Below are 23,512 nucleotides of genomic sequence, written 5' to 3' on the forward strand. Positions count from 1 at the left end.
CCGCTACGGCAGTTCCTGCGCCCGGGCGATCAGCAGGGCGACGTCGTCGTGGTTGTCGGGGTGGTGCAGGGTCCGCAGAAGGAAGTCGCAGGTCTCCTCCAGCGGGCGGGCCGGGTCGTCGAGCAGGGACAGCAGGAGGTCCAGGCGTTCGTCCAGGGAGTGGCGGCGGGTCTCCACCAGCCCGTCGGTGTAGAACACCAGCTCGTCGCCGGGCTCGAAGTCGACGGTGACGGTGGAGAAGGCGATCCCGCCCACGCCCAGCGGCACCCCGGTCGGCAGGTCGAGCAGTTCCGGAGGCCGGCCCGGGCGGAGACGGGCCGGCGGCAGGTGGCCGGCGTTGGCGATCCGGCACTGGCGAGTATGCGGATCGTGCACGGCGTACATGCAGGTCGCGATGGAGTGGTCCAGGGCCGACGTGGTCTTGTCCAGGTGCTCCAGCAGCAGCGCCGGGTCGAGGTCCAGGGCGGCCAGCGTGGTGGTCGCCGTGCGCAGCCGGCCCATGGTCGCGGCCGCGCCGAGCCCGCTGCCCATCACATCGCCCACCACGAGCGCGGTCTTGCCGCCCTCCAGCGGGATGACGTCGAACCAGTCGCCGCCGACCTCGCTGGTGGCCCCGGCGGGCTGGTAGCGGGAGGCCACCTCCAGGCCGGTCGTCACCGGCGGACGGCTTGGCAGCAGACTGCGCTGCAGGGTGAGGGCGGTGTTGCGGGCGTTCTGGTACCAGCGCGCGTTGTCGATCTGCACGGCCGCGCGGGCGGCCAGTTCCCGGGCCAGCAGAACGTCGTCCTCGTCGAACGGCGCCGGATTGCGGGTGCGCTTGAGGTCCAGGGCGCCGAGCACCTCGCCGCGCGCGATCAGCGGCACCGCGAGATACGAGCGCAGGCCCGCCCGGCCCAGCAGCTCGGCCGCCTCGGGGGAGCGGGCGATGCGCGGCAGGTCCTCGTCCTTCACGTGCGGCACCAGCACCGCCTCGGCCGAGCGTACACACTCGGTGATCAGCCGGTCGGGCTCGTACGTCGCGATCCGGCCGGGCGGGTCGGCGGCCCGTACCACGTCCGAGCCGTCCTGCGGGCGTACCGCGAGGGCCCGGATCACCGCCGGCTCCGACGGGCCGAGCGTGCTGCGCCGGCCCTCCACCACCGAGTCCAGCAGGTCCACGGCGGCCACGTCGGCGAGTCCCGGTACGGCGACCTCGGCCAGCTCGCAGGCGGTGCGGTCCAGGTCGAGCGTCGTACCGATCCGGGCGGAGGCGTCGGCGATGACCGCGAGGCGGCGCCGCGCGGCCTCCGCCTCCAGGGAGGCCCGGTGCTGCTCGGTGATGTCGACGACCGAGACCGCGACGCCGAGCACGTTGCCTATGGCGTCGTCGAGCCGGTACAGCGAATGCGCCCAGGTGTGGTCCTCGTCCGGGTCGGCGGGGGTACGGCCGATCAGCGTGTTGTCGATGACCGGCACACCGGTGTCCAGCACCCGCCGGGCGTCGGTCTCCACCGGCTCGGAGTCGAGCATGGGCAGCACCTCGCTCAGCGTGCGTCCCACATGCTCGGCGGCGGGCACCCCGTTGATCTTCTCCAGGGCCGGGTTGACCGAGACGAACCGCAGCTGGGTGTCCAGGACGGCGTAGCCGATCGGCGACTGCTTCACCATCCGCTCGGACAGGGCCACGTCCTGCTCCAGCCGCCGCAGGGTCGACTGGTCGGCGCAGAGCCCGAGCGCGTACACGTCACCGCGGTCGTCCAGCAGCCGCATGTTGCGGAACTCCACCAGGCGGGTGCCGCCGTCCTTGTGCCGGATCGGGAAGCCGCCTGCCCAGCTCTGCCCGGTGCGCATCACATCGGCGAAGAGCTTGCCGACCAGCTCGAAGTGCCGTTCGTGGACCATGAGCCGGGCGGCGTACTCGCCGAGGGCCTCCTGCGCGCCGTACCCGAACAGCTCCTCCGCCTGGGGGCTCCACAGCACGATCCGGCCGGCGGTGTCCAGCACCACCGATGCCACGCCCAGCACGTCGAGCAGGCCGCCCGGCCGCACCGGCCCGCGCGCGGGCTCGCCACCCTCCGTCACCGGAGCCTCGGCTGCGCTCATGCCATGTACCGCCTTCGCCCGTCCGCACGGCACGTCGTCCCCCGTGCCGACTCCCCTTGATCCACCGCGTTCACACCCGACTCTCCGAGGCCGTCGCCGGTTACCTCCACCATCTCCCACCACAGTGGTGCACGTCCGCCCAAGCCGTCACGCCGGGGCCCGACCGCTTGCCCGGACATCCTGCACGTCCCTTCGGCGGACCGGGAGAGTTCACGCTCATGTTGCTGCATTGGCCTGTACATGACTAACGCGCCACGCCAGACTGTCCGCCGACCGAGTGTTCCCGCCCCGCCCCGCGCCGTGTTCCCGCCCGCCCCACGCTGTGTTCCCGCCCGCCCCGCCCTGTGTCCCCACCCCCGTTCGAGGAGTCGGCCATGCCCGCGTCCGCCCGGCAACGTTGTCATGCAGTTCTCGCCGGACTCGTCACCCTCGCCACCGCCGCCGTCGTGTCCCTCACCGCGCCCGCGCCCGCCTCCGCGGCCGACACCTGGGCCGAGACCGGCTCCGACCGCGCCCGGCCGCTGGACGAGAGCCAGGGACTGACCTCCGTGGAGGTCCCCGCGAACAGCCCCAACCGGTACACCGGTATCGGCACCATTCCCCTCGGTGTCTCCAGTCGCGGCTGGAACCACGTCGGCGATCCCGACGCCTCGTACAACGGCTACTACATCGAGCCCTACCAGCAGGACACCGGCAACTCGAAGATGTACCGCGTGCAGGCACCCGACGGCACCTGGTCGGAGTACGTCCACACGCTGAGCCCCGGCGAGGCCCTGAACAACTCCTGGGACGCGATCTCACCCGACGGCCAGTGGATGCTCTCCGGCGAGTGGGGCACCATGAACCGCCTGCTGGTCTTCCCGACCCCCGGCGTCAATCCGTCCACCTCGCCCTCGGCGAACCTCCCGCAGGTCTCGAACGTCAACCTGGACCACGCCGTCCGTGACGTCCAGGGCTGCGACTTCTCCGGCCCCACCACCCTGCTGTGCTCCTCCGACGACCCCGACGGCAGCCTCTTCGGCATGACCAAGCCGCTGCTCCAGATAGACCTGTCGGCCCCGCCGAACGGCTCAGGAGACGTCACCGGCCATGTCACAGCCCTGCGCCAGCTGCCGCTGCGCAGTGCCTGCTCCGGCACGTTCGAGGTCGAGGGCATCGACTACGACCGCCGCACCGGCGTCCTGCGCGTGATCGTGATGTCGCCGGGCTTCTGCATCCTGACGGACAGCAAGACGTACAAGTTCTCCCGCGGCTGAGCCCGCCTGGGGTGTGCCGACCGGCCGGTGGTGCTTTCCTGGGGGATGGACGCGGTTCGGCGGGGTACCCCCTTCCACCGCGGCGCGGCACGAAAGGAGCGATCAATGGCACACACGGAGCGGTCGCACCCGGAAACCGTCACGGTGGAGATCAGCGGTTCCAAGGAGGACGCCCGCCTCGTCTTCGACGCGCTGAGCTCCTGCTTCGCCTCCGACCGGGGCGCGGACGAGATCCCTCAGCAGCTCCACGAGGTCCGGCCGATGGTGTGGCTCGGCACGTACGACGTCGCGGACGCCCGGGGGCCGGGCTGCCCGCCGGTCCACCTCGACGCGACCATCCAGGCGGACGTCCAGGGCGGCTACTGGGCCGTGGACCGGTTCCGGCACACCCTGGACTCGATGTTCACCGTCGAGGAGACCTGCACGGCCTCCGGCGACCAGGAGAGGGACCTGCATCTGCGACTGCGCAGCCGCTGACCCTCTCGAGCACTACGGGAGCGCCCCGGCCGGCTCCCCGTCGGCCGGGGCGTACTGCGCCTCGCCGTCGCCGAAGGACCAGTCGACGCAGGTGTTCTCGGTGACGCTGACGAGCACGTTGTGCGGCGCGGTGCCGGTGCGCTCGTGCACCAGCTCCGCGATCCGCCGGTAGAGCGCGCGCTTGTGCTCCGGGGAGCGCCCCGAGCGCATGGTGATGGCGACGAAGACGACCGAGTCGTCCTTGCACAGGCCCAGGTGGTCGCCGTAGCGCAGGGTGCTGGTGGCGCCGTCGTGTCCGGTCAGCACCTGGAAGCGGTCGTCGGGCGGGACGCCGAGCGTCTCCACCAGGGCGTCCTGGACGGCCCGGCCGAGCGCGTCGAGGCGGGCAGGGTCGGTGCCGAGCGTGTCTATGCGGACGAAGGGCATGGTGGGGCATCCTTTCGGAGGCGGGCCGGGCGGTTTCGTGTCTTCCGTGTGTACATACTAGTAGGTACAGAGTGGCCCGTGTCACCTCCCGCCAGTTGTGCAACTAGTTGCATAAAGACTCCGGCTTCCTCTACAACAAGAGGCGACGACACCGCGCACGGAGGGCCCGATGAGCCGTTACCCGCACCTGATGACCCCGCTCGACCTGGGCTTCACCACCCTGCCCAACCGCGTGCTCATGGGTTCCATGCACGTCGGTCTGGAGGAGGCCGAGCGCGGCTTCGAGCGCATGGCGGCGTTCTACGCGGCCCGCGCCCGCGGCGGAGTGGGTCTCATCGTCACCGGCGGCATCGCACCCAACGAGGAGGGCCGGCCGTACGAGGGCGGAGCCAAGCTCACCACCGACGCGGAGGCCGAGCAGCACAGGGTGGTCACCGAGGCCGTGCACCACGAGGGCGGCCGGATCGCGATGCAGATCCTGCACTTCGGGCGGTACGCCTACCACCAGGACCTCGTCGCCCCCAGCCCGCTGCAGGCACCGATCAGCCCCTTCGCGCCGCGCGAACTGACCGACGCCGACGTCGAGCGGACCATCGACGACTACGCCCGCGCCGCCCGCCTCGCCCGGCAGGCCGGCTACGACGGCGTGGAGATCATGGGCTCCGAGGGTTACCTCATCAACGAGTTCATCGCCGCGCAGACCAACCGGCGCACCGACCGCTGGGGCGGGTCCTACGAGAACCGGATGCGTTTCCCGGTCGAGATCGTCAAGCGGGTGCGCGAGGCCGTCGGCGAGGACTTCATCGTCATCTACCGCCTCTCCATGCTGGACCTGGTCCCGGGCGGCTCCTCCCTGGACGAGGTGATCGCCCTCGGCAGGGCGGTCGAGGCCGCCGGGGCGACGATCATCAACACCGGCATCGGCTGGCACGAGGCCCGCATCCCCACCATCGCCACCTCCGTGCCGCGCGGCGCCTACACCTGGGTCACCAAGAAGCTCATGGGCGAGGTGTCCGTGCCGCTGGTGACCACCAACCGCATCAACACCCCCGAACTCGCCGAGGAGTTGCTGGCGGGCGGTTGCGCCGACATGGTGTCGATGGCCCGCCCGATGCTGGCCGATCCCGACTTCGTCGCCAAGGCCGCCGCCGGGACGCCCGAGGCCATCAACACCTGCATCGGCTGCAACCAGGCCTGCCTCGACCACACCTTCAGCGGAAAGATCACCTCCTGCCTGGTCAACCCGCGCGCCTGCCACGAGACCGAGCTGGTGCTCTCCCCGACCCGGCTGAGGAAGCGCGTCGCGGTCGTGGGCGCGGGTCCGGCCGGACTCGCCTGCGCGGTCTCCGCCGCCGAACGCGGCCACGCCGTCACCCTGTTCGACGCGGCGAGCGAGGTCGGCGGCCAGCTCAACGTGGCCCGCAGGGTCCCCGGCAAGCAGGAGTTCGACGAGACGCTGCGCTACTTCCGCCACCAGCTCGACGCTCACGGTGTGGACATACGCCTCGACACCTGGGTCACCGCAGCCGATCTGGACGGTTACGACGAGGTCGTGGTCGCCACCGGTGTCACCCCGCGCACCCCCGCCATCCCCGGCGTCGGCCACCCCCGCGTCGTGGGCTACCTCGACGTGCTGCAGGGCCGCGCGACCGTCGGCGAGCGGGTCGCCATCCTCGGCGCCGGCGGCATCGGCTTCGATGTCGCCGAGTACCTCACCGACGGCGGGGACAAGGCGAGCGAGGACCCGGAGACGTACTTCCGCGCCTGGGGTGTCGACATGGACTACCAGACGCCGGGCGGCCTCGCCGCGCCGCAGCGGCCCGCCCCGCCCCGCCAGGTGCACCTGCTCCAGCGCAAGACCACCAAGGTCGGCGCCGGGCTCGGGAAGACCACCGGCTGGATCCACCGCACCGAGCTCAAGCACCGTGGCGTGACCATGGTCCCGGGCGTCCGCTACGACCGGATCGACGACGCGGGCCTGCACATCACCGTCGGCGAGGAGAGCACGGTGCTGGAGGTCGACACGGTGGTCCTGTGCGCCGGCCAGGAGCCGCGCCGCGACCTGTACGAGGAGCTGGCCGGCGCCGGGCGAAGCGTCCATCTGATCGGCGGCGCGGACGTCGCGGCGGAACTGGACGCCAAGCGGGCCATCAAGCAGGGCACGGAGCTGGCGGCGGCGCTGTAGGCCCCTTACGGGCGATCCCTAGGATGAGGCCATGTCCCTCCCGCACGCGATCCTCACCGCCCTGCTGGAAAGGCCGTCGTCGGGGCTGGAGCTGACCCGCCGGTTCGACAAGTCGATCGGCTACTTCTGGTCGGCGACGCACCAGCAGATCTATCGCGAGCTGGGGCGGCTGGAGGCCGACGGCCTCATCCGCGCCCTGCCGGCGGAAGCACCGGCCCGCGGGCAGAAGAAGAGCTACGAGGTGTTGCCCGCGGGCCGTGCCGAACTGGCCCGGTGGACCGCCGCCGCGCAGGACCCCAAGCCGCTGCGGGACACGCTCCTGCTGCGGCTGCGGGCCGCGGCGGTGGTCGGCACGGCGGGCCTGGACGCGGACCTGCGCCGCCATCTCGAGCTGCACCGGCGGCAGTTGGCCGAGTACCGGGAGATCGAGAAGCGCGACTTCCCGCCGGACCGGGACGCCCCCGAGGACCGGCTGCGCCATCTCGTGCTACGGGCCGGCATCGACCTGGAGACCTTCTGGACCCAGTGGCTCACCCACGCCCTGGCGGAGTTCGGCGAACGGCCCGAGGGCGACTGAGCCGGGTGCGCAGTCGGTGCGTCAGAGCCGGTACGGCCTCGAGCGCCGGCGCAGATACCAGCCGGTGGCGATGACCCCGGTACCCACCAGCGCCGCGCCGATGCCCAGGGTCAGCGGGCCGTAGTCCCGGGCGGCACCGCCCAGGCCGCCCAGCACACCCCGGGAGGGCGCCGGCGAGGCCGATGACGAGGCCGCCGATGAGGTCGTCGACGAGGTCTTCGACGAGGCCGTCGAGGAGATCGTCGGCCCCGAGCCGGACGAGACGGTCACCGGCTGGTTGCCCGCGCTGCTGCCGCTGGAGCACACCACGACGACGGTGTACGTCCCCGGGCTCACACCCGACCAGGCCGCGGACTGGCTGACGGACGTGCCCGCCAGAGACACCTGCCGGCCCTGGGCGAAGTTCGCCTGCTTACTGGTGAGCAGGGCCGCGTTGCCCCAGCTGCCGTTGATCTCGGAACATGCGCTGGTGACCACCGAGACGGTGGACCCGGTGGTGCTGACGGAGATGCCCGAGGCCGCGGCGGACGGCCCGGCGAGGGTGGCGGGGAGCGCCGCGGCGGCCGCCAGGGCCAGACCGGAGCGGACGAGGAGTCGCGAGGGATGCATGGGCTGGCCTCCGGCGGCACGGTCGGCGGTACGTCCCATGCGCCGCCGGGGGTCGGGAAGCGTCCGTGCTGCCTGGGCAGCAGCCAACGTGGGCGCGGGAGTGGCCGCACCCGGACGGGGGCCGGTCAGGTGACCGTTTCCCACGTCCGGCGCAGGGCGGCGCCCACGCGGCGGAGCCGCATGTCGGCACGGTCCCGCGCCGCTCACGGGGCTGCCGTGGTCACCGTTCGCTCCGGCGACCAGCCGCCCCACGTGCCGTCCGGCAGCCGCGCCCGCAGCCGCACCCGGTGTTCCTCGCCGGTGTTCCGGCCGACGTAGAAGCTGTAGCTCGACCGGCCGGTCGGTGGAGTGCCGCCCCACACCAGCGAGGTCGCCGCGGTGCCGTCGAGCCGGATCTGGTACTCGGTGATCACCCCGTCCACGCGCGGCGGATCCCAGGACAGGTCGATGTAGTACGCCCCGCCGGCCCGGTGGGTGTTCGCGGTGAGACCGGTGGGCGCGGTGCTGCGGCCGTCGTCGGCGCCCGGGGTCGTGAGGCGGACCGGGGCGCTCGCGGGGGAGAGGTTGCCGGCGGCGTCGCGGGACCGCACCGTGAAGACGTAAGCGGTGCCGGGGCGCAGTCCGGTGACCACGGTCGCGCTCTGGTTCCCGCCGACGCTGTGGATCTTCGCCCCGCCCTGGTACACGTCGTACGACACCACATCCCGGTCGTCCCGGGACGCGCCCCAGGACAGCTGGACCTCCTGGGCGCCGAGCACCCGCCCGGCGGGATGCGACGGCCGGGTGGGCGCCGAGCGGTCCGCCGGCGCCATGGCCGGTGTCCGCGCCCGCACCGCACGGCTCGGTGGCCCGAGCCGCCCGTCGGTGTCCCGGGCCTGCACGGTGAAGGCATACACGGTGGACGGCCTGAGCCTGGTGACGTCCACCATGTGCTGTGAACCCGGAACATCCTCCACCTTCGTGGTGCCGCGATATACCTCGTAGGTGCGGACACCGGGGCTGTCCGGCACCGCGTTCCACATCACGTGCACGCTGGTGGCGCTGCCGGCCTGCGCCGTGACCCCGGTCGGAGCACCGGGTGCCCGGCCTTCGTCGCCTTCGTCGGCCTGGCTCCGGCCGCAGGACGCGACCAGCAGCAGGGCCCCGCAGACCAGCACGAGCGGCCACGGAACGCGTCGCACGGCTCTGCCTCCCCCGGAACGGCGGCATGGGCATCACGCAAAGGTCCGGACCAATATGGCGCGGCCGGTGCGGCTCGGCAAGAGGGCCGCGTGGGTGACCGATGTGGGCCCGTGTTGGTGACCACGCCGGGAAGTTACGTATGCTGAGGCTCCCTGCGGCTGAACTACCCCAGGGAGCAGGGGAGTTCATGCCGTGTGGCGCGGACACGCTGTCGTCGCCGATCCCGCGCCGGTGCGGGCGGCCGGAGGATCCGGACCCGATGCGGCCCGGATCCCCGGCCCCTGTTGCCGAAGGTCACCGCAGCCCCTCTCGTCGTCCTGCCGCTGTCCTTCCGTTTGACCTGCCGTTTTCTTCCCGGTGTCCCTCACGGGGCGTCAGAAGCATGCTCCATCCGGCCGCTTCGGAGTGGCCCGTACGGCCGGTGGGCGTGTATGCGCACCAGAGTGGGCTGGATGTCCGCCGCGCAGCGGCCGGACGTCCGCCCCGTCCCCGACGAGAGGGTCCCTCATCGTGCGTGTCCCGTCGCTGACGCCGGCCCTGGCCGGCGTCGCCCTGCTCGCCCCGGCCGCGCTGCACGTCCCGGCCGTGCTGCCCGCCCCGGCCACCGGCCCGCCCCGGGAACGGCCCGTGGCCCGCAGCGAGGGCGCGGTGGCCGCCATCGACCTGCTGGCCCGGCTGGGCGAGTGCCACCGGATCTCCCGCGGCCGGTACCGCACCGACGCCGGCCGTCCCCGGACCGTGCCCGTCTGCGGCACCCGGGACGCCGTCTTCTGGAAGGCCGACATGGACATCGACTGCGACGGACGGTCCACCGCCCGCTGCAACCCTCGCACCGACCCGCAGTTCGCCACCACGACCGCCTACCAGCAGTCCGACGGCCGCCATCTGAGCGCGGAGAGACTGCCCTACATCGTGGTGCCGGCCGCCAGCCGCACCTGGAACCCCCGCAAGCACGGCGTACGGGGCGGCTCGGTCGCCGCCGTCGTCTACCGGGGCCGGGTGCAGTACGCCGTGGTCGGCGACACCGGCCCGCGCGACGTCATCGGCGAGGCCTCCTACGCCACGGCGCGGGGCCTCGGCATCCGGGCCGACCCGCGCGGCGGCGGGGTGCCCTCCGGGGTCACCTACATCGTCTTCAAGAACTCCCGCGTGAACCCCATCGAGGACCACCTGGCGGCAGTGGCCGCAGGAGCGCGGCTGGCCAGGCTGTTCCTCGTGAACAGGTGACCGGCCGGCCCCCGTGGCCGGGTCACACCTTGCGGTAGCCGTACGCCTCCGCCGCCGCGGCCTCCACCGCGTCCAGGTCGGCCCCCGTGGCGGCGGTGACCACCGCTGCCACCGCACCCTCGACGAACGGCGCGTCCACCAGCCGGGTGCCGTCCGGCAGTTCGTCACCCTCGGCGATCAGGGCCTTCACGGTGAGCACGGCACTGCCGAGATCGGTGATCACCGCCACCCCGGCGCCCCGGTCCACGGAGGCCGCCGCGGCGGAGATCAGCTCGGCGCTGGTGCCGAGCCCCCCGTCCTCGGTGCCGCCCGCCGGGGCCACGGGCACCGCGGGGGCCCCGCCCGCCAGGCCCTTCGCCAGGTCGGCGACCGAGGCGGCCACTTCCGCGCTGTGCGACACCAGCACGATCCCGACCACCTTCTCGTCGCTCACCGTCCGCCCTCCGCCGCCTCTTGCAGACCGGCGATGAGCAGCGCCGACGAGGTCGCCCCCGGGTCCTGGTGGCCGATGCTGCGCTCGCCGAGATAGCTCGCCCGGCCCTTGCGGGCCTGCAGCGGGGTGGTGGCCACCGCGCCCTCATCGGCCGCGGCCCGCGCGGCGGCGAAGCCGTCGCCGAGCGCGTCCACGGCCGGCACCAGGGCGTCGATCATGGTCTTGTCGCCGGGGGCCGCCCCGCCCAGCGCCATCACCCCGTCCACGCCCGCGCGCAGCGCCTCGGTCAGCTCCTCCTCGCTGACCTCGGCCTCGTCGCCGAGCGCCTTGCCGGTGCGGCGCAGCAGCGTGCCGTACAGCGGCCCGGACGCGCCGCCGACGGTGGAGATGAGCTGCCGCCCGGCGAGTACCAGTACCGCGCCGGGGGTGTCCGGCGCCTCCTTCTCCAGGGCGGCCCGTACGGCGGTGAAGCCGCGCTGCAGATTGCTGCCGTGGTCGGCGTCCCCGATCGCCGAGTCGAGGGCGGTGAGCCGCTCCGCCTCACGTTCGACGGACGCGGCGGTCGTCGCCATCCAACGGCGGAAGAAGTCGGCGTCGAGCACTGGATCTCCTTGCGTGGTAGGGGTGGTGACCGGCGTGCTGCGGGTGATGGTCGCTTCGTCCGCCGTATCACATCCCCCACCGCAGCGCAGGAGTCCTCACCGGCGCGTCCCACAGTCGCAGCAGCTGCTCGTCGACCTGGCACAGCGTCACCGAGGCGCCCGCCATGTCCAGGGAGGTGACGTAGTTGCCGACGAGCGTGCGGGCCACGGCGACGCCGCGCTCGCGCAGCACCCGCTGCACCTCGGCGTTGAAGCCGTACAGCTCCAGCAGCGGGGTGGCGCCCATGCCGTTGACCAGCACCAGCACAGGGCTGCGCGGCGGCATGTCCTCCAGGACCGCGTTCACCGCGAAGTCGGCGATCTCCCCGGACGTCATCATCGGCCGCCGCTCCCGGCCCGGCTCGCCGTGGATGCCGATGCCCAACTCCAGCTCGCCGTCCGGCAGATCGAAGGTGGGGCTGCCCTTCGCCGGGGTCGTACAGGCGCTGAGCGCCACACCGAAGCTCCGCGAGTTCTCGTTCACCTGACGCCCGATGGACTCGACCCGCTCCAGCGGCTGCCCCTCGGCCGCGGCGGCGCCGGCGATCTTCTCCACGAACAGCGTCGCACCGGTGCCGCGCCGCCCGGCCGTGTACAGGCTGTCCGTGACCGCCACATCGTCATTGACCAGCACCTTGGCGACCTGGATGCCCTCGTCCTCGGCCAGTTCGGCCGCCATGTCGAAGTTGAGCACGTCGCCGGTGTAGTTCTTCACGACGAACAGCACGCCTGCGCCGCTGTCCACGGCCGCCGCGGCACGCACCATCTGGTCCGGCACCGGGGAGGTGAACACCTCTCCCGGACAGGCGGCGGCGAGCATGCCCGGGCCGACGAACCCGCCGTGCAGCGGCTCGTGCCCCGACCCGCCACCGGACACCAGCGCGACCTGCCCGGCCACGGGAGCGTCCCGGCGGACGATCACCCGGTTCTCCACGTCCACCGTCAGATCGGGATACGCGGCCGCCATCCCGCGCAGCGCGTCCGCCACGACGGTCTCCGGCACGTTGAACAGCATCTTCATGGTGTCTCCTCGGGGGCTTGGCACTAAGGCTCAGGACCTGCGTCTTCGCAGGTCACCTGCGGTGAGGGCAGTTCTTGATCTTGGCGGTTCGTTGCGGTTCGTTGCGGTCCGAGGCGGGTGTGCTGCTGACTCAATGCTGACTTCGGTGACGGGGTGTCAGGTGCTGTCGGCCGCCCGATGGAGGGGGTCGCCTGTCCCGTCTATGGGCAGTATCGACCTTGCGGCAGCGAAGGTCACCTGTGAGGGAGGCCTTACGGTTCGTAGCGTCCGGTTCGCCGACGGTGCTCGCTGCTTTTGCGCAGTACGGATGCCATGTACGCCCGCCTTTGCCGACGAACGGATGCAGGCCCCGGGCAGCCGGTGACGCCCGCTGCGCCTGTCGCGGTCACGTCGTCATCCGACCGGCGGACCTGGATCTCGGTGGCGTCAAGCCTCAGTTCGAGACCCTCGGCCTGCGCATAGGCGAACACGTCCTCCAGCGTCCGGAGCCGCAGGCCCGGGCGATCGGGAACCGCGCCTACCGCGCTCGGCCGGCAGCCCGCGAATCTCTCCGACGGCGTGCGTGACCGTGCAGCGATCGACACTGAACAGCAACGCCAGGGCCGCGTGCGGCAGATCGTGCCGCAGGTCGATCAGCGTGGCCACCCGCCGGCCCACGAACACCATTCGATACCGGACGCCGGCCCGGTGAGCGTTTCCTCACGCAACCTTGCTCCTGGAAGGGCCGCCCCTCAGCCGTGGCTGTCCACGGCCGTGCCCGCTCACAGGGGTCAGTCGGCCTGGCTCGTGACTGCTCGATCCGAGTGAGAGCCGCGGCCCCGGCCTGTCCACCTGCCGATCTGAGCCACGACGACCAGCGTGACCATGCCTGCGGCAACGCCGATGGTGGTGTCCGCCAAACGCAGCAGCGGCTGTTTCCAGGCCCCGTGCGGGTTCAGTCCTGCGACGACCATGACGACAGTGGTGGTGATGGCTGCGGTCGCTTCGTCGCCGGGCCGTCCGACTAGCCCGGGCACCAGGACGCTCAAGCCTACGAGCAGGGCGAGGCCCCACGCTTGAAAGGGCAAGAACGCGAGGTAAACCAGGCAGAGTGCAAAGCTGATGAGCGTCGCCGACATGCGAGCGATCGCCGCTGTTGTACTCTTCCTTTTGCATTCCCGGACCACGAAAATCGTGGAAATCGCAGCCCACATGCCGCCGAGTTGCCCTTCCTCGTATGACTGATGAGTGCTCGACCAAATTCTGGTGGCCGCCCAATAGCTCAACAGACTGGCCAAACCGACCTCGATTGAGTACCTCAGCAGCTTCCCGGTCCCCGCCTTTGGTGAACTCGCTGTCACCGCCATTCCGCGACCGCCGTTTCAGGATCCAGGAACCTAACGAGGTTCGTGTGCTGCCAGCCTGCCGTGACCTCGTGGCCGACACACTCCGCGCGGTGCCAGCCGCTTGTTTCTGCCGACAGGAGCCGCGGCTACCACCGCCACCCGCGGCTGTGGCAGGTCAGGCCCGTTCGTCTACTGGTGGCCGGCGTCGTTGGCTGCGTTGAGGATGAGATCGGTGACGGCTTGGGGGTGGGAGATCAGGGAGACGTGTGAGGAGTTGATCTCCACTGTCCTGCGTGCGTGTGCGCGTTTGGCCTCGTACCGTTCGAGGCTGGGGTTTATGGCCCGGTCCTGGTTGCCGACGAGCACGTAGACGGGCTTGTCCCGCCAGGCTGCTTCGGTGACCTTGTCGGTGAAGGCCGACTGTGCGATCGGGCGTTGTGTCGATGCCATGACGGAGGCCTGCTGCTGTGAGAGGTCCTGGGCGAAGGTGGCGTGGAGTTTGGCGGGCTGGATGTACACGTCGGTGCCCGTGGTGCCGTCGCCGTTGCGGAACGGTACCTGCTGCAGTGCCTTGGTGAGCGGGGCTGCCGAGAACTTGCCGGAGAGGCTGGCGAAGGACTCTCCCTTGTCCGGCATGATCGCGTTGATGTAGACGAGTGCCTTGACGTTGTCGACGCCGGCGGCCGCCTGCGAGATCACTTCGCCGGCGTAGGAGTGTCCGACGAGGACGACCGGCCCCTTGACGGTCTTCAGGAGGCTGTTCAGGTATGTCGAGTCCTGGGGTATGCCGCGGAGCGTGTTGGGTGGGGCGATGACCTGGTAGCCGTCCTGCTGCAGGCGCTGCACCACTGCGTTCCAGCTGGACCCGTCGGCGAATGCTCCGTGTACGAGCACCACGGTCGGCTTCTGGCCCGCCGGGGACCCGCCGAGATCATCCGCTGCGTGAGTCGGCATCACGGTCAGGGTGGAGAGCACCGCCACCCCAAGGGCCACTCTGCCCTTGACCGATGTCAGGATTCCGGAGACGGTCATGTGCTTCCACTTCCTCGGCGTACACGGTGAAGTTGGCCTGTTCGGCGACTGAGAACGGTGAGGATCATGCGGAAGGCGTCGGCCATCGCGGCCGCGATGGCCGTGTGCGGTCGGCGACGCGGACCGGGAGGGGGCCTCCGACGCGGAAGTCGTGATGGTCGGCGTTCCGCCGTATGCCACGGATCACCATCGTCGCGCGTCTCCGCTTGTCGCGCATCCCATGCCGTGCTGGATGATCGGCAGCGGGTGTGGTGGCAGCTTGACAGGCCGTCGCTGACTGGACCGCGGGGTGCTCGCCGAGCTGTTAAGGCACGGCTACCGGTTGCCGGCGCGCCGTGTCGCAGGTCTAGATGCCGCTCACCTGCTCGCGGGCCAACTGCTGGCCGATGGCTACGGATTCCGAAGTCAACGAGAAGGTTCTGATCGGCGGCATGAAATCGTAGGGACCGTAGGGTTTGATCATGGCGATCCGTCGAAAGATGCCGCTTCGCTGGACGGGCGTACCTGTGTTTATGTGTCCTGGTCGATCCAGACGGTCTTGGCGTTCATGGATATCCGCATGCTGAGGTCCATCTGGAGTCCCTTAGGGGGATGGTTCATCGAAGCTCGCGCGAACGGGTGAGCATGGGGATATCCGAAGCGGTGGCCGTCGGGACCGACGCAACAAGTTGATGCTTGCACATGTCGTTCGGCCCCCCCGCCTTGCCGCTCGCAAACGAACAGCTGTGCAGAGTGTCCCTTCCTGGTCGGACGCCTGACCCCGGCCCGGCCGGGTCCGTCGCCATTCGGCAGCATCCCGCCCTGCTGGACGCTGCCGAATCCCGCCCTGCTGGACGCTGTCGTCCTGACAGTTGGATCGCCGGTCGTCAGGCCGTGCAGCAGAAGAGCCCGCCGTGTCCGCGAAGAGCTTTCGCCTCAGGACGCGCACGTGGAGCAAGTAGGTCTACGACGTTGGGAACTCTGGACTTCCGCACCGTCGTCTTCGCCCGTGAATGACGACCGGCAGAGCGACGACCGGGGAAAAGCTCTTACCGCTGAAGACAGGAGCACCACTGGCTGATCCCGGGCCCGCTGCTCTAGCCCTCCGTCTACGCCATCCGCCACTTCCTCGCCGCCACCCATCTCAACGCCCGGCACACCCTCGACGTGATCATCCAATGCGACCTGTGGCGGCGTCTGCGCCAGGCGAGAGCCCTGGTCAGCCACTACCTCCGACGCGGCGCCCCCCTGCCGGCCCACCTCCGCGGCTGGGTCCGACGTCACGCCACCCGCTCACTTCAAGATCTTCGATCTGTAGTACAAGCAGCGTCACTCAACTCTGGGGGGTCGGATGCCATTCGCGGGTCATGTCCCCTCATCCCGGCTGGCCGTGGGTGCCCGCCTCGAGGGTTGCGCGAAGGATGGCCAGGGTTGAGGCGATGCGGGCCAGGTCGTCGGGGGGAACCGCCGCGGTCAGTGAGATGAGCTCGCTCTCGACAATGGGGCGGGAAGCGGACAACTGCTTCTCACCCGCGGGTGTGAGGCGGAGGACGGACGAGCGGCGGTCCTGGGGGTGCGCGACCCGCAGGCACCAGCCCGCAGCCACCAGCCGGTCGACCGCCTTGCTGACGGCCCCCACGGTGATCGCTAGTTCGCCGACGATGTCGAGCACGCGGCACCCCGGCACGCGGTCGATGATCTCCAAAAGCTCGAACTGTCCCAGCCCCAGCCCTTGTTCGGCGCGCAACCGAGCGCTCACCGCGTTGTAGAGCCGGGTCTCGACGCGGACCAGATCAGTGAAGATGGGGGTGATGTGGCTCACATTAGCTCCAGTAGATTCCCGGGAATCATCTTCCTTGGAATCCGGTTGGGGTCAGGCAGGTGGATTCCAAGGAATCCATCCTCGCACCCCGACCCATGGAGGCCCCGCATGTCCCGACAGCAGCGTGACGCCCTGGACGCCATACTCCGTTCCGCCCCTCGCGGCGAGATACGGCCCACTCCCAAGGAGCAGCGCAGTGGTTTCGCCGCGGCTGTCACCCGCCCCGCGCCGGAGAGTGTGGTCACCCGCAGGACCGTCCTGGGCGGGCGGCCGACAATGGAGCTGGAGCCGGCCGAAGCCTCCGGCCGCGGCCGACTGCTCTACCTGCACGGCGGCGGCTACGTCATCGGCTCACCGGACACCCACGCAGGGCTGGTCGGTGAACTGGCCCGCCGCGCCGGGCTGCGCGCGACGTCGGTGGATTACCGGCTGGCGCCCGAGCACCCTTTCCCCGCGGCTGTCGACGACGGGCTCGCGGTCTACCGCGAGCTGCTGGCGTCGGGCACCGACCCACGGGACCTCGTCATGGCCGGCGACTCCGCCGGTGGCGGATTGAGCATCGCCACGCTGCTCGCCGCCCGGGAGGCCGGGCTGCCGCAACCGGCCGCCGTGGTCGTCTTCTCCCCCTGGGTCGACCTCACCCTCGCTGGAGGAAGGATCCGTTCCAAGGAGAGCGCCGACCCCATTTTCACAGAGGCCGACGTGCGCGCCTACGCCGATCTCTACGTCGGCGCAGGCGACAGGGCGCATCCCCTGGCCAGTCCGGTGTTCGCCGACCTCACCGGACTGCCCCCACTCCTCGTGCAGGTCGGGGCGAACGAGGTGCTCCTCGACGACGCGGTCCGGCTGGCCGGCCGCGCGGGCGCCGACGGCGTCGAGGTCACGCTCGAAGTCGGCCCCGGCCTCCCCCACGTCTTCCAACACCACTACGGCCGCCTCGACGAGGCGGACGCCGCACTCGACCGCGCCGCCCGTTTCCTCACCGCCCACCTGAGCGCCGGGCGCCCGGACGCCGACCATCTCGAACCGGTCCACTGACACCGACCCCGACGGCCTCCACGTGATGTCGGCGACGGCCGCAGAAGCACCATCGCCGACATCGCGGGTTCAATTTCAGTTTTCTTGCCCCGCGCCACAGGATTCGGACCCGTTGGCTCCCTCCTTTCAGAGCCCGCATGTTCACCGAGTCGATCGCGCAGCGCGATCAGTCCTGCTCTCCCCACGAGCCGAGCTCGACGAGGATCAGCCGGTGGAGCCTGGCCCACACCCGGGCGGCGGACCACCCGGTGAAACGCCGGTGCGCGGTCGATCCCGACGGGCCGAACACCGGCGGCAGCTGCCGCCAGGTGCAGCCTGTCGTGGCAACGAAGACGATCGCCGCGAGGACCTCCCAGTCGCCGTACCGCCGTCGAAACACCACCCTGCGACCGCGTCGGGGCTGCAGACCCCCTGGAAGGGGTCGTACAGTCCGTCCGGCACCAAACGCTCCACGATCGACACAAACCCAGACTGCCGATCACGCCAAACGAGACGACGTCTCAGTCCTCGCCGGTTCCGTCCCGCTCGGCACGGCGGCGGGCGTCGATCTCAGCCATGTGCTCCTCGGCCCAGGACCGGAGCGCGGCGAGCGGCACCTCCAGAGACAGCCCCAGTCCGGTGATCCGGTAGTGCACGCGCGGAGGGACGGTCGGCTCGACACGCCGGGAGACCAGGCCGTCGTAAGTGAGGCTCCGCAGGGTGGCCGACAGCATCTTCTGCGACACGCCGGGCATCCTGCGCTGCAACTCGGCGAACCGCACCTCCTGCGGATGGGCCTCGGACAGCACCTTGATCGCCATGGACGTCCACTTCGTACCGACCCTGTCGAGGAGCCGACGCGTCGGGCAGTCCGGATCGAAGAGGTCCCCGGGCGCGGCGAGGGGACCCGTGGGTGAGGTGGTCACCCGAAGCTCACCACCTTCCGGGAAAGTGCCGTCTTGGTACGCCGAGTCTAGTCACATACCTTCAGCTTGTAACCATTGGTTATTGCTAGGAGTTGATGTGACGCCTCACACGCCAATGCCCTCGCCCGCCCGCCGCACCACCGGTCCGGACACGGATCGGGACACGGATCGGGACACGGATCCGGACGTGGATCGGGACACGGATCCGGACGTGGAGATACGAACCGTCACCGCAGGTGGCGTGGCACTGAAGGTGGCCCTCGCCGGCGAAGGCCCCGCCCTCCTGCTGCTGCACGGCTTCCCGCACACCTGGGAACTATGGCGGGCGGTCATCGGCCCGCTGGCCCGGAACCACCGCGTGATCGCACCGGACATGAGGTGGCTGACCACCGGCGAGGAGGCGCCCACGGGAGAGCCCACGGCCGAGGGATACGACGCCGCGACGCTCGCGCGGGACGCCGAGTGTCTGCTGGAGGCACTCGGCGCGACGGACGCCGCGGTGGTCGGCATCGACGCGGGAGCCCCGCCCGCCTTCCTGCTCGCCGTGCGGCGCCCGGCACTCGTCCGGCGCCTGGTGCTGATGGAGTCGCTTCTCGGCGGCCTGCCGAGCGGCGGGCAGGCCACGGCGGGCGCACCCCGGTGGTGGTTCGGCTTCCATTCCGAGCCCGGTCTCGCGGAATCCGTGCTGACCGGTCACGAGGACCGGTACATCGGCTGGTTCCTCGACAACGGCACGCTCGGACGCGGCATCCCCACCGCGCTCCGCGAGGCGTTCATCGCCGCCTACACCGGAGAGGACGCCCTGCGCCGCGCCTTCTCCTACTACCGCGCCCTGCCTGCCAGCGCCCGGCAGATCAGGGACGCCACCGTGACGGCCCGGCTCACGATGCCCACCATGGCCATCGGGGCACACCCGATCGGTGCCGCGCTCGAGCAGCAACTACGTCCGTTCGCCGACGATCTGACCGGCCATGTCATCGAGGACTGCGGTCACATCATCCCACTGGACCGCCCTGACGCCCTGCTCGCACTGCTCCAGCCGTTCCTGGCCGCCGACATCGCCGCGTGAGGGCCGCGGCCCCGGGCACCACGCCGGCGTGCCGACGGGGTCCTCCTGCGGCACGCGTGAAGCGTGATCAGTCGCCGACGGCGGGGCAACCGACCGTGTGCGCGGGGGAGGTACGGAGACGGGGCGAGCCACCGAGGGCGTCGCCGGCCTGGAGGAGGAAGTCGCCCAGGTCGTCCAAGCGATCGATCTCCTCGGTGGGAACCGGCTTCTGGTAACGGTCGCACGGGGCTACGAGGTCGAAGGTGAGGCGTCCTCGTGGCCCACATGCGTGATGACGTAGTCGCGGACCGCGTCAGTCAGCCGGTCGGCGTCGCACACCGATCCGTTGAGCAGCCACTGCATCCGGTCCGCGGTCACACGCCCGGCACGCTCCGACAGCGCCCGCCCGTTCTTCTTCGGCTGCTCCGCCAGCAGCCCCTCGATGAACTGCGTGAACACCACCCGAGGCTCCGGCCGGTTGAACAAGTACCCCAACGAGCCGGTCAACGGCGACAGTCCGGTATCCCACTCAGCCATCTACTCAGCCGTCACACCCAGCATCATGCACGGTCAACGACACCACACAGGATCCGTCACGAGATCTCCGGCTGTAGTTCGGGTCTCCGACTTCGTCGCACCGGGCAACGCATCCCTGCGAACGTTCCCGGTCACAGCAGTAAGGGCTGTCCCGTAAACGATCTTCGAGCCGGTGTGGCAGCCGTTCCCTGTCGTCGGGCGCTCGCTCGGTCGACGACGTGAGCTTGCGCAGGCGGGCGATGCCCCGAACGCGTAGGCTGCCCCGTGGCTCGGCCTAGTCACTGGGGCAGGCTCGCCTGGGGGTGATTTACCTGATAGCTCGTCATCGGTCCGCGGCTGCAGTATCAGTGGCTCGCCGGGTGGGCCGGGCTCTGGGGCTGGTCGCCGCTGCGGCGGCCATGCTGGCGGCGCTGTTGTTGTCGCCTTTCGTGCTGCAGGACATCTCCGGTTCCAAGGGGGTGGACTGGAACAGGCTGAGCCAGATCGGCGCGGCGTACGGCTTCACGTCGGCGATCGTCTCGGCGCTCGCGTTGGCCGGTGTCGCCGGTTCGCTGATTGTTCAGAACCGGCAGGCCAGGGCGGAGCAGGTCCAGGGGATCCGCAGCTACTACCTCGAGCTGGTCCGCCTGGAACTTGACGACATGGCGCTTTACCAGCCTGTCTGGGGCGCCACGGACATCGCCGATCCCCGTGATCGGAAGCGGCATGTCTATGCGGACCTCATGATGAACTACGCGTGGATGGGCTACGAGATCGGGACCATCCGCGAGCCTCTCCTGCGGGACATGCTGGCCGGGATGTTCACCGGAGAGGCTGGGCGGTACTACTGGAGCAGGGCCCAGACCTCATGGACTGCAAGTTCGTCCGGTAGCCGCATCGGTCGTCGCTTCCTGGCCATCGTGGGCGAGGAGCATGCTCGCGCTGTCGCTGCCGGACCGCCGACTCGCTCGGCCGTCGCCTCCAGTCCGCCTGACGTGCCCGCCGCAGGGTCGGCGCCCGCATGGCGGACATCGCTCGGTGCCCTGATCGGCCTGGGTACCGGCTTGGCGCTCGGATCGCTTTTGCGCAGCCGACGCTAGGGACTGTCGGCCACGATTGGATGATCACGGTGTGATTGGTGTGATCACGGCGTCGGAGCCGTCTTAAACAGTCCCGTTCTCCGGGCTGTGCCCGCGCTGCTTCGGGAAGTTGGTGACCGCGCTACGGCGTGAGGGGCCCGACGCGGCTGGCCGGGGACGGCCCTGGAGCCTGCCCCTTGAGGACCGAGTACTGCTGGTCGCGGCCTACTGGCGCACGAACTTGACGATGCGCCGGTTGGCCCTGCTGTTCGGCATCTCGAAGTCTGCGGCAGACGGGATCATCGACCACCTCGGCCCGCTGATGTCTCTGCGGCCGCGGCGCCGGTTCTCCAAGGACACCGTGCTGATCGTGGACGGAACTCTCGTACCCACCCGCGACCACGAGGTAGCCGAGCAGTCCAAGAACTATCGGTACTCCACCAACCGGCAGGTCGTGATCGACGCCGACAGCCGACTCGTCGTCGTGGTCGGTCGACCGCTGCCCGGCAGCCGCAATGACTGCAAGGCACGGGAGCTGTCAGGCGCCAAGGGCGCCGTCGGCAGGACAGCGGTGATCGCGGACGGCGGCTACCGGGGCACCGGTCTGGTGATCCCACATCGACGCGAGCGCGGTCAGATCGAACTGCCGGGGTGGAAAGAGGAACACAACGCCTCGCATCGCCAGGTCCGCGCCCGTGTCGAGCATGCCTTCGCCCGCATGCAGAGCTGGAAGATCCTCCGCGAATGTCACCTGAAAGGCGACGGAGTCCACCACGCCGTGCGCGGCATTGCACGCCTGCACAACCCAGTCCTCACGGGATAGGAGCTGGTCCCACCGGTCTGCCCTCTGCGCCTCAATCCGTAGAAGATCGTTTGCGGGACAACCGTTAGATCGGCGTAGCCCTGAATCCACGACGGTTAGGCCGAGCGGATATCAAGAATCGGAAAATAACGTCGGAAAATAAGGTCGGAAAATGACGCCCGACTCGTGCATCGCTGTTTCGGGCTGGAATATCCGTGCCGCCGGCCTTGGAAAAAAGTGCCACCCGGGCTTGGATACGAGCCCGATCTGTCCCTATTTCGGCCATGCATAATTGGCTGGATCGCTGCGGGCGGATCCGGCTTGCGCCCGAAGGACGCACCGAGGCGAGCCCCGGGTGACGGGAGCCGTAGACGTCGTTGGTGTCCACAAAGCAGACGGCGGCCACTCCGCACCAGGGCTACGCCCAGGGCGGGAGGTTCATTGGAATGATGCCGGGCCGGCGATTCCCCTGGTAGACGGCCGGCGTCTGCGTTGACCATTCGATCACTGAGGCCGGTTTCCCGCCTGTGACTGCGGGCCCGGGACCCGCTTCCTCAGAACCCGCTGAAGGGTGCGTCGCATGTGGCGTGCCAGGCAAGTGTCCGAGTCCGGCCGGGCCGTGGTCGGATCGCGGGTCGGCGAAGTGTGTGGCACCGTGGCATCGAGAGCGGACCGCAGTCTCCATGTGGTTTTGACTTCCGCGGTCCGGTCTGCCGCCGTGAAGGGAACGTATTTCCGCGAAGCCAGCCTGTCGCGTCCCATGGCCGACTGTGCGTGAAATGAATTCGGCGTTCCGGATTCGGTGGTTGGGCAGAAAGAATCGATGGGAAGGTCCACATGGCGAATCGTGCGCTGAAGAAGGTTCTCATCACCGGAGCGGGTACCGGCTTCGGACATGAAGCCGCCATGCGCTTGGCGAAAAAGGGCTTCGATGTGATCGCCGCGGTGGAGATCTACGCCCAGGTCCAGACGATGAAGCGGCAAGCGGCTGAGCGAGGGGTGAGCCTGCACGTCGAGAAGCTCGATGTGACCAACGATGGTGATCGTCACAAGGCTCTCGACTGGGGCGTGGAGATCCTGGTGAACAACGCAGGAGTCGGCGAAGGCGGCTCGACAGTTGACATTCCCGCAGCGAACATCCGGCACCAGTTCGAGGTCAACGTCACCGGCCCGCTGCTCCTCACTCAGGGGATCGCCAAGCAGATGGTCAAGCGCGGTGCCGGCAGAATCGTATGGGTCTCGTCCCGGGAGGGCCTGAACGTCAACCCCTTCACCGGCATCTACTCCGCGTCCAAGCACGCGGTCGAGGCGATCGCCGAAACCATGGCCTACGAGCTGCAGGAGCACAACATCGAAGTCGCCACGGTCAACCCGGGGCCGTTCCTGACCGGCTTCAACGACCGGATGTTCCAGACCTGGGAGAGCTGGGAGGACGACCCCTCGCAGCGGCTCTTCGACTACTCCAAGCTCGCCTTCCCCCGAGCACAGTTCGATCCTGAAGCCGTCTTCGCGACGTTGACCGCTGTCGCTGCCGGAGAAGTCGACAGTTTCCGCAACCTGGAGCCCACGTCGATGCTCGAGGAGACCAAGCACCTCCAGCAGGTTCCCTGGGAGCGCAAGGTCACGGATGGCCTCGGGACCCGGCACCAGGCCATCCAGCATTCCTACGAGATGCAGCCGGAGACTCTCGTCTCAACCTGATCCCCTTCCGGGTGACCGCGAGCGTCTCCTCACAGGCTCTCTCACCCAGCAAGAGGCGCTGCACGGACGGGCGAGGACGGTAGCAGGCTCCCTGTACCCAAGGGAGCCTTGCGGAGCCATGCCCGGGGCAGCGCAAAGAGCCAAGGCCC

At 69.9% G+C, this 23,512-nt stretch carries 22 protein-coding genes and 2 pseudogenes; 10 read left to right on the forward strand and 14 right to left on the reverse strand.

All coding sequences use genetic code 11. The features are described from left to right. Nucleotides 1–3: 3 nt before the first annotated feature. Nucleotides 4–2,082: a SpoIIE family protein phosphatase gene (locus tag ACWGJ5_RS35850; RefSeq protein ID WP_453313800.1), complete on the reverse strand. Its 2,079-nt coding sequence runs from the start codon at nt 2,080–2,082 to the stop codon at nt 4–6. A 374-nt stretch (nt 2,083–2,456) separates the two neighbouring features. Here ACWGJ5_RS35850 and ACWGJ5_RS35855 point away from each other — a divergent pair, with 374 nt between their 5' ends. Next, the gene (locus ACWGJ5_RS35855; protein ID WP_453313801.1) at nt 2,457–3,338 is read left to right on the forward strand and encodes a hypothetical protein; all 882 of its coding nucleotides are present in this window, start codon (nt 2,457–2,459) and stop codon (nt 3,336–3,338) included. Between the two features lie 105 nt (nt 3,339–3,443). After that, nucleotides 3,444–3,815, forward strand: coding sequence for a hypothetical protein (locus ACWGJ5_RS35860; protein WP_385312769.1), 372 nt, complete (start codon nt 3,444–3,446; stop codon nt 3,813–3,815). A 12-nt stretch (nt 3,816–3,827) separates the two neighbouring features. Here the strand turns inward: ACWGJ5_RS35860 and ACWGJ5_RS35865 are convergent, their stop codons facing one another. Further along, nucleotides 3,828–4,241, reverse strand: coding sequence for a tautomerase family protein (locus tag ACWGJ5_RS35865; protein WP_453313802.1), 414 nt, complete (start codon nt 4,239–4,241; stop codon nt 3,828–3,830). Nucleotides 4,242–4,410: 169 nt separating this feature from the next. On the opposite strand from ACWGJ5_RS35865, the gene ACWGJ5_RS35870 reads away from it, so the two are divergent. Then, on the forward strand, nt 4,411–6,426 hold the full coding sequence (locus ACWGJ5_RS35870) for an oxidoreductase (protein WP_453313803.1): 2,016 nt from the start codon (nt 4,411–4,413) through the stop codon (nt 6,424–6,426). Between the two features lie 31 nt (nt 6,427–6,457). Further along, nucleotides 6,458–7,003, forward strand: a complete 546-nt coding sequence (locus ACWGJ5_RS35875; protein WP_453313804.1) for a PadR family transcriptional regulator — start codon at nt 6,458–6,460, stop codon at nt 7,001–7,003. A gap of 21 nt (nt 7,004–7,024) precedes the next feature. On the opposite strand, the gene ACWGJ5_RS35880 is transcribed toward ACWGJ5_RS35875, so the two are convergent. Both ACWGJ5_RS35880 and ACWGJ5_RS35885 read right to left on the reverse strand, forming a co-directional pair. Continuing rightward, the gene (locus ACWGJ5_RS35880) at nt 7,025–7,612 is read right to left on the reverse strand and encodes a hypothetical protein (RefSeq protein ID WP_453313805.1); all 588 of its coding nucleotides are present in this window, start codon (nt 7,610–7,612) and stop codon (nt 7,025–7,027) included. Between the two features lie 203 nt (nt 7,613–7,815). Then, nucleotides 7,816–8,793 carry a fibronectin type III domain-containing protein gene (locus ACWGJ5_RS35885; protein ID WP_453313806.1) on the reverse strand — a complete coding sequence of 326 codons (978 nt, stop codon included), beginning with the start codon at nt 8,791–8,793 and terminating at the stop codon, nt 7,816–7,818. Between the two features lie 511 nt (nt 8,794–9,304). On the opposite strand from ACWGJ5_RS35885, the gene ACWGJ5_RS35890 reads away from it, so the two are divergent. Then, nucleotides 9,305–10,021: a glycoside hydrolase family 75 protein gene (locus ACWGJ5_RS35890; protein WP_453313807.1), complete on the forward strand. Its 717-nt coding sequence runs from the start codon at nt 9,305–9,307 to the stop codon at nt 10,019–10,021. Nucleotides 10,022–10,043: 22 nt separating this feature from the next. Here ACWGJ5_RS35890 and ACWGJ5_RS35895 read toward each other — a convergent pair whose 3' ends face one another. The 7 genes and pseudogenes from ACWGJ5_RS35895 to ACWGJ5_RS35925 all read right to left on the reverse strand — a co-directional run bounded on the left by ACWGJ5_RS35895 (nt 10,044) and on the right by ACWGJ5_RS35925 (nt 16,274). Further along, nucleotides 10,044–10,454, reverse strand: a complete 411-nt coding sequence (locus ACWGJ5_RS35895) for a PTS-dependent dihydroxyacetone kinase phosphotransferase subunit DhaM (RefSeq protein ID WP_453313808.1) — start codon at nt 10,452–10,454, stop codon at nt 10,044–10,046. Further along, nucleotides 10,451–11,056 (reverse strand): dihydroxyacetone kinase subunit DhaL, encoded by a 606-nt coding sequence (gene dhaL / locus ACWGJ5_RS35900; RefSeq protein ID WP_453313809.1) that lies wholly within the window; start codon nt 11,054–11,056, stop codon nt 10,451–10,453. The genes ACWGJ5_RS35895 and dhaL overlap by 4 nt, the downstream gene beginning before the upstream one ends. A gap of 67 nt (nt 11,057–11,123) precedes the next feature. Continuing rightward, nucleotides 11,124–12,116, reverse strand: coding sequence for a dihydroxyacetone kinase subunit DhaK (gene dhaK, locus ACWGJ5_RS35905; RefSeq protein WP_453313810.1), 993 nt, complete (start codon nt 12,114–12,116; stop codon nt 11,124–11,126). Between the two features lie 401 nt (nt 12,117–12,517). Next, nucleotides 12,518–12,915 (reverse strand): annotated as a pseudogene (locus ACWGJ5_RS35910) (transposase family protein); the annotation flags it as partial. Next, the gene (locus ACWGJ5_RS35915) at nt 12,887–13,393 is read right to left on the reverse strand and encodes an FUSC family protein (RefSeq protein WP_453313811.1); all 507 of its coding nucleotides are present in this window, start codon (nt 13,391–13,393) and stop codon (nt 12,887–12,889) included. The gene ACWGJ5_RS35915 and the pseudogene ACWGJ5_RS35910, both read right to left, overlap by 29 nt. A gap of 237 nt (nt 13,394–13,630) precedes the next feature. Continuing rightward, the gene (locus tag ACWGJ5_RS35920; protein WP_453313812.1) at nt 13,631–14,473 is read right to left on the reverse strand and encodes an alpha/beta fold hydrolase; all 843 of its coding nucleotides are present in this window, start codon (nt 14,471–14,473) and stop codon (nt 13,631–13,633) included. 1,354 nt (nt 14,474–15,827) lie between these two features. After that, a complete protein-coding gene (locus ACWGJ5_RS35925) occupies nt 15,828–16,274 on the reverse strand; it encodes a MarR family winged helix-turn-helix transcriptional regulator (RefSeq protein ID WP_453313813.1) in 447 nt (148 codons plus the stop codon). A gap of 108 nt (nt 16,275–16,382) precedes the next feature. Between ACWGJ5_RS35925 and ACWGJ5_RS35930 the strand changes: the two genes are divergently transcribed. Then, nucleotides 16,383–17,312, forward strand: coding sequence for an alpha/beta hydrolase (locus tag ACWGJ5_RS35930; protein ID WP_453313814.1), 930 nt, complete (start codon nt 16,383–16,385; stop codon nt 17,310–17,312). 80 nt (nt 17,313–17,392) lie between these two features. Here the strand turns inward: ACWGJ5_RS35930 and ACWGJ5_RS35935 are convergent. Then, a pseudogene (locus ACWGJ5_RS35935) lies at nt 17,393–17,774 on the reverse strand (transposase); the annotation flags it as partial. Between the two features lie 38 nt (nt 17,775–17,812). After that, on the reverse strand, nt 17,813–18,217 hold the full coding sequence (locus ACWGJ5_RS35940; protein ID WP_453313815.1) for a winged helix-turn-helix transcriptional regulator: 405 nt from the start codon (nt 18,215–18,217) through the stop codon (nt 17,813–17,815). 211 nt (nt 18,218–18,428) lie between these two features. On the opposite strand from ACWGJ5_RS35940, the gene ACWGJ5_RS35945 reads away from it, so the two are divergent. After that, complete coding sequence (locus ACWGJ5_RS35945; protein ID WP_453313816.1) at nt 18,429–19,286, forward strand: alpha/beta fold hydrolase; 858 nt, start codon at nt 18,429–18,431, stop codon at nt 19,284–19,286. Nucleotides 19,287–19,514: 228 nt separating this feature from the next. On the opposite strand, the gene ACWGJ5_RS35950 is transcribed toward ACWGJ5_RS35945, so the two are convergent. Next, entirely contained in the window at nt 19,515–19,802 is a 288-nt protein-coding gene (locus tag ACWGJ5_RS35950) for a hypothetical protein (RefSeq protein ID WP_453313817.1), read from the reverse strand. A 359-nt stretch (nt 19,803–20,161) separates the two neighbouring features. On the opposite strand from ACWGJ5_RS35950, the gene ACWGJ5_RS35955 reads away from it, so the two are divergent. From ACWGJ5_RS35955 to ACWGJ5_RS35965, 3 genes are all read left to right on the forward strand, one after another. After that, nucleotides 20,162–20,881 (forward strand): DUF6082 family protein, encoded by a 720-nt coding sequence (locus ACWGJ5_RS35955; RefSeq protein WP_453313818.1) that lies wholly within the window; start codon nt 20,162–20,164, stop codon nt 20,879–20,881. An 85-nt stretch (nt 20,882–20,966) separates the two neighbouring features. Beyond that, complete coding sequence (locus ACWGJ5_RS35960) at nt 20,967–21,683, forward strand: transposase (protein WP_453313836.1); 717 nt, start codon at nt 20,967–20,969, stop codon at nt 21,681–21,683. A gap of 816 nt (nt 21,684–22,499) precedes the next feature. Then, entirely contained in the window at nt 22,500–23,363 is an 864-nt protein-coding gene (locus tag ACWGJ5_RS35965; RefSeq protein ID WP_453313819.1) for an SDR family oxidoreductase, read from the forward strand. Nucleotides 23,364–23,512: the final 149 nt, after the last annotated feature.

This window comes from Streptomyces sp. NPDC054783 (genome assembly GCF_053611725.1).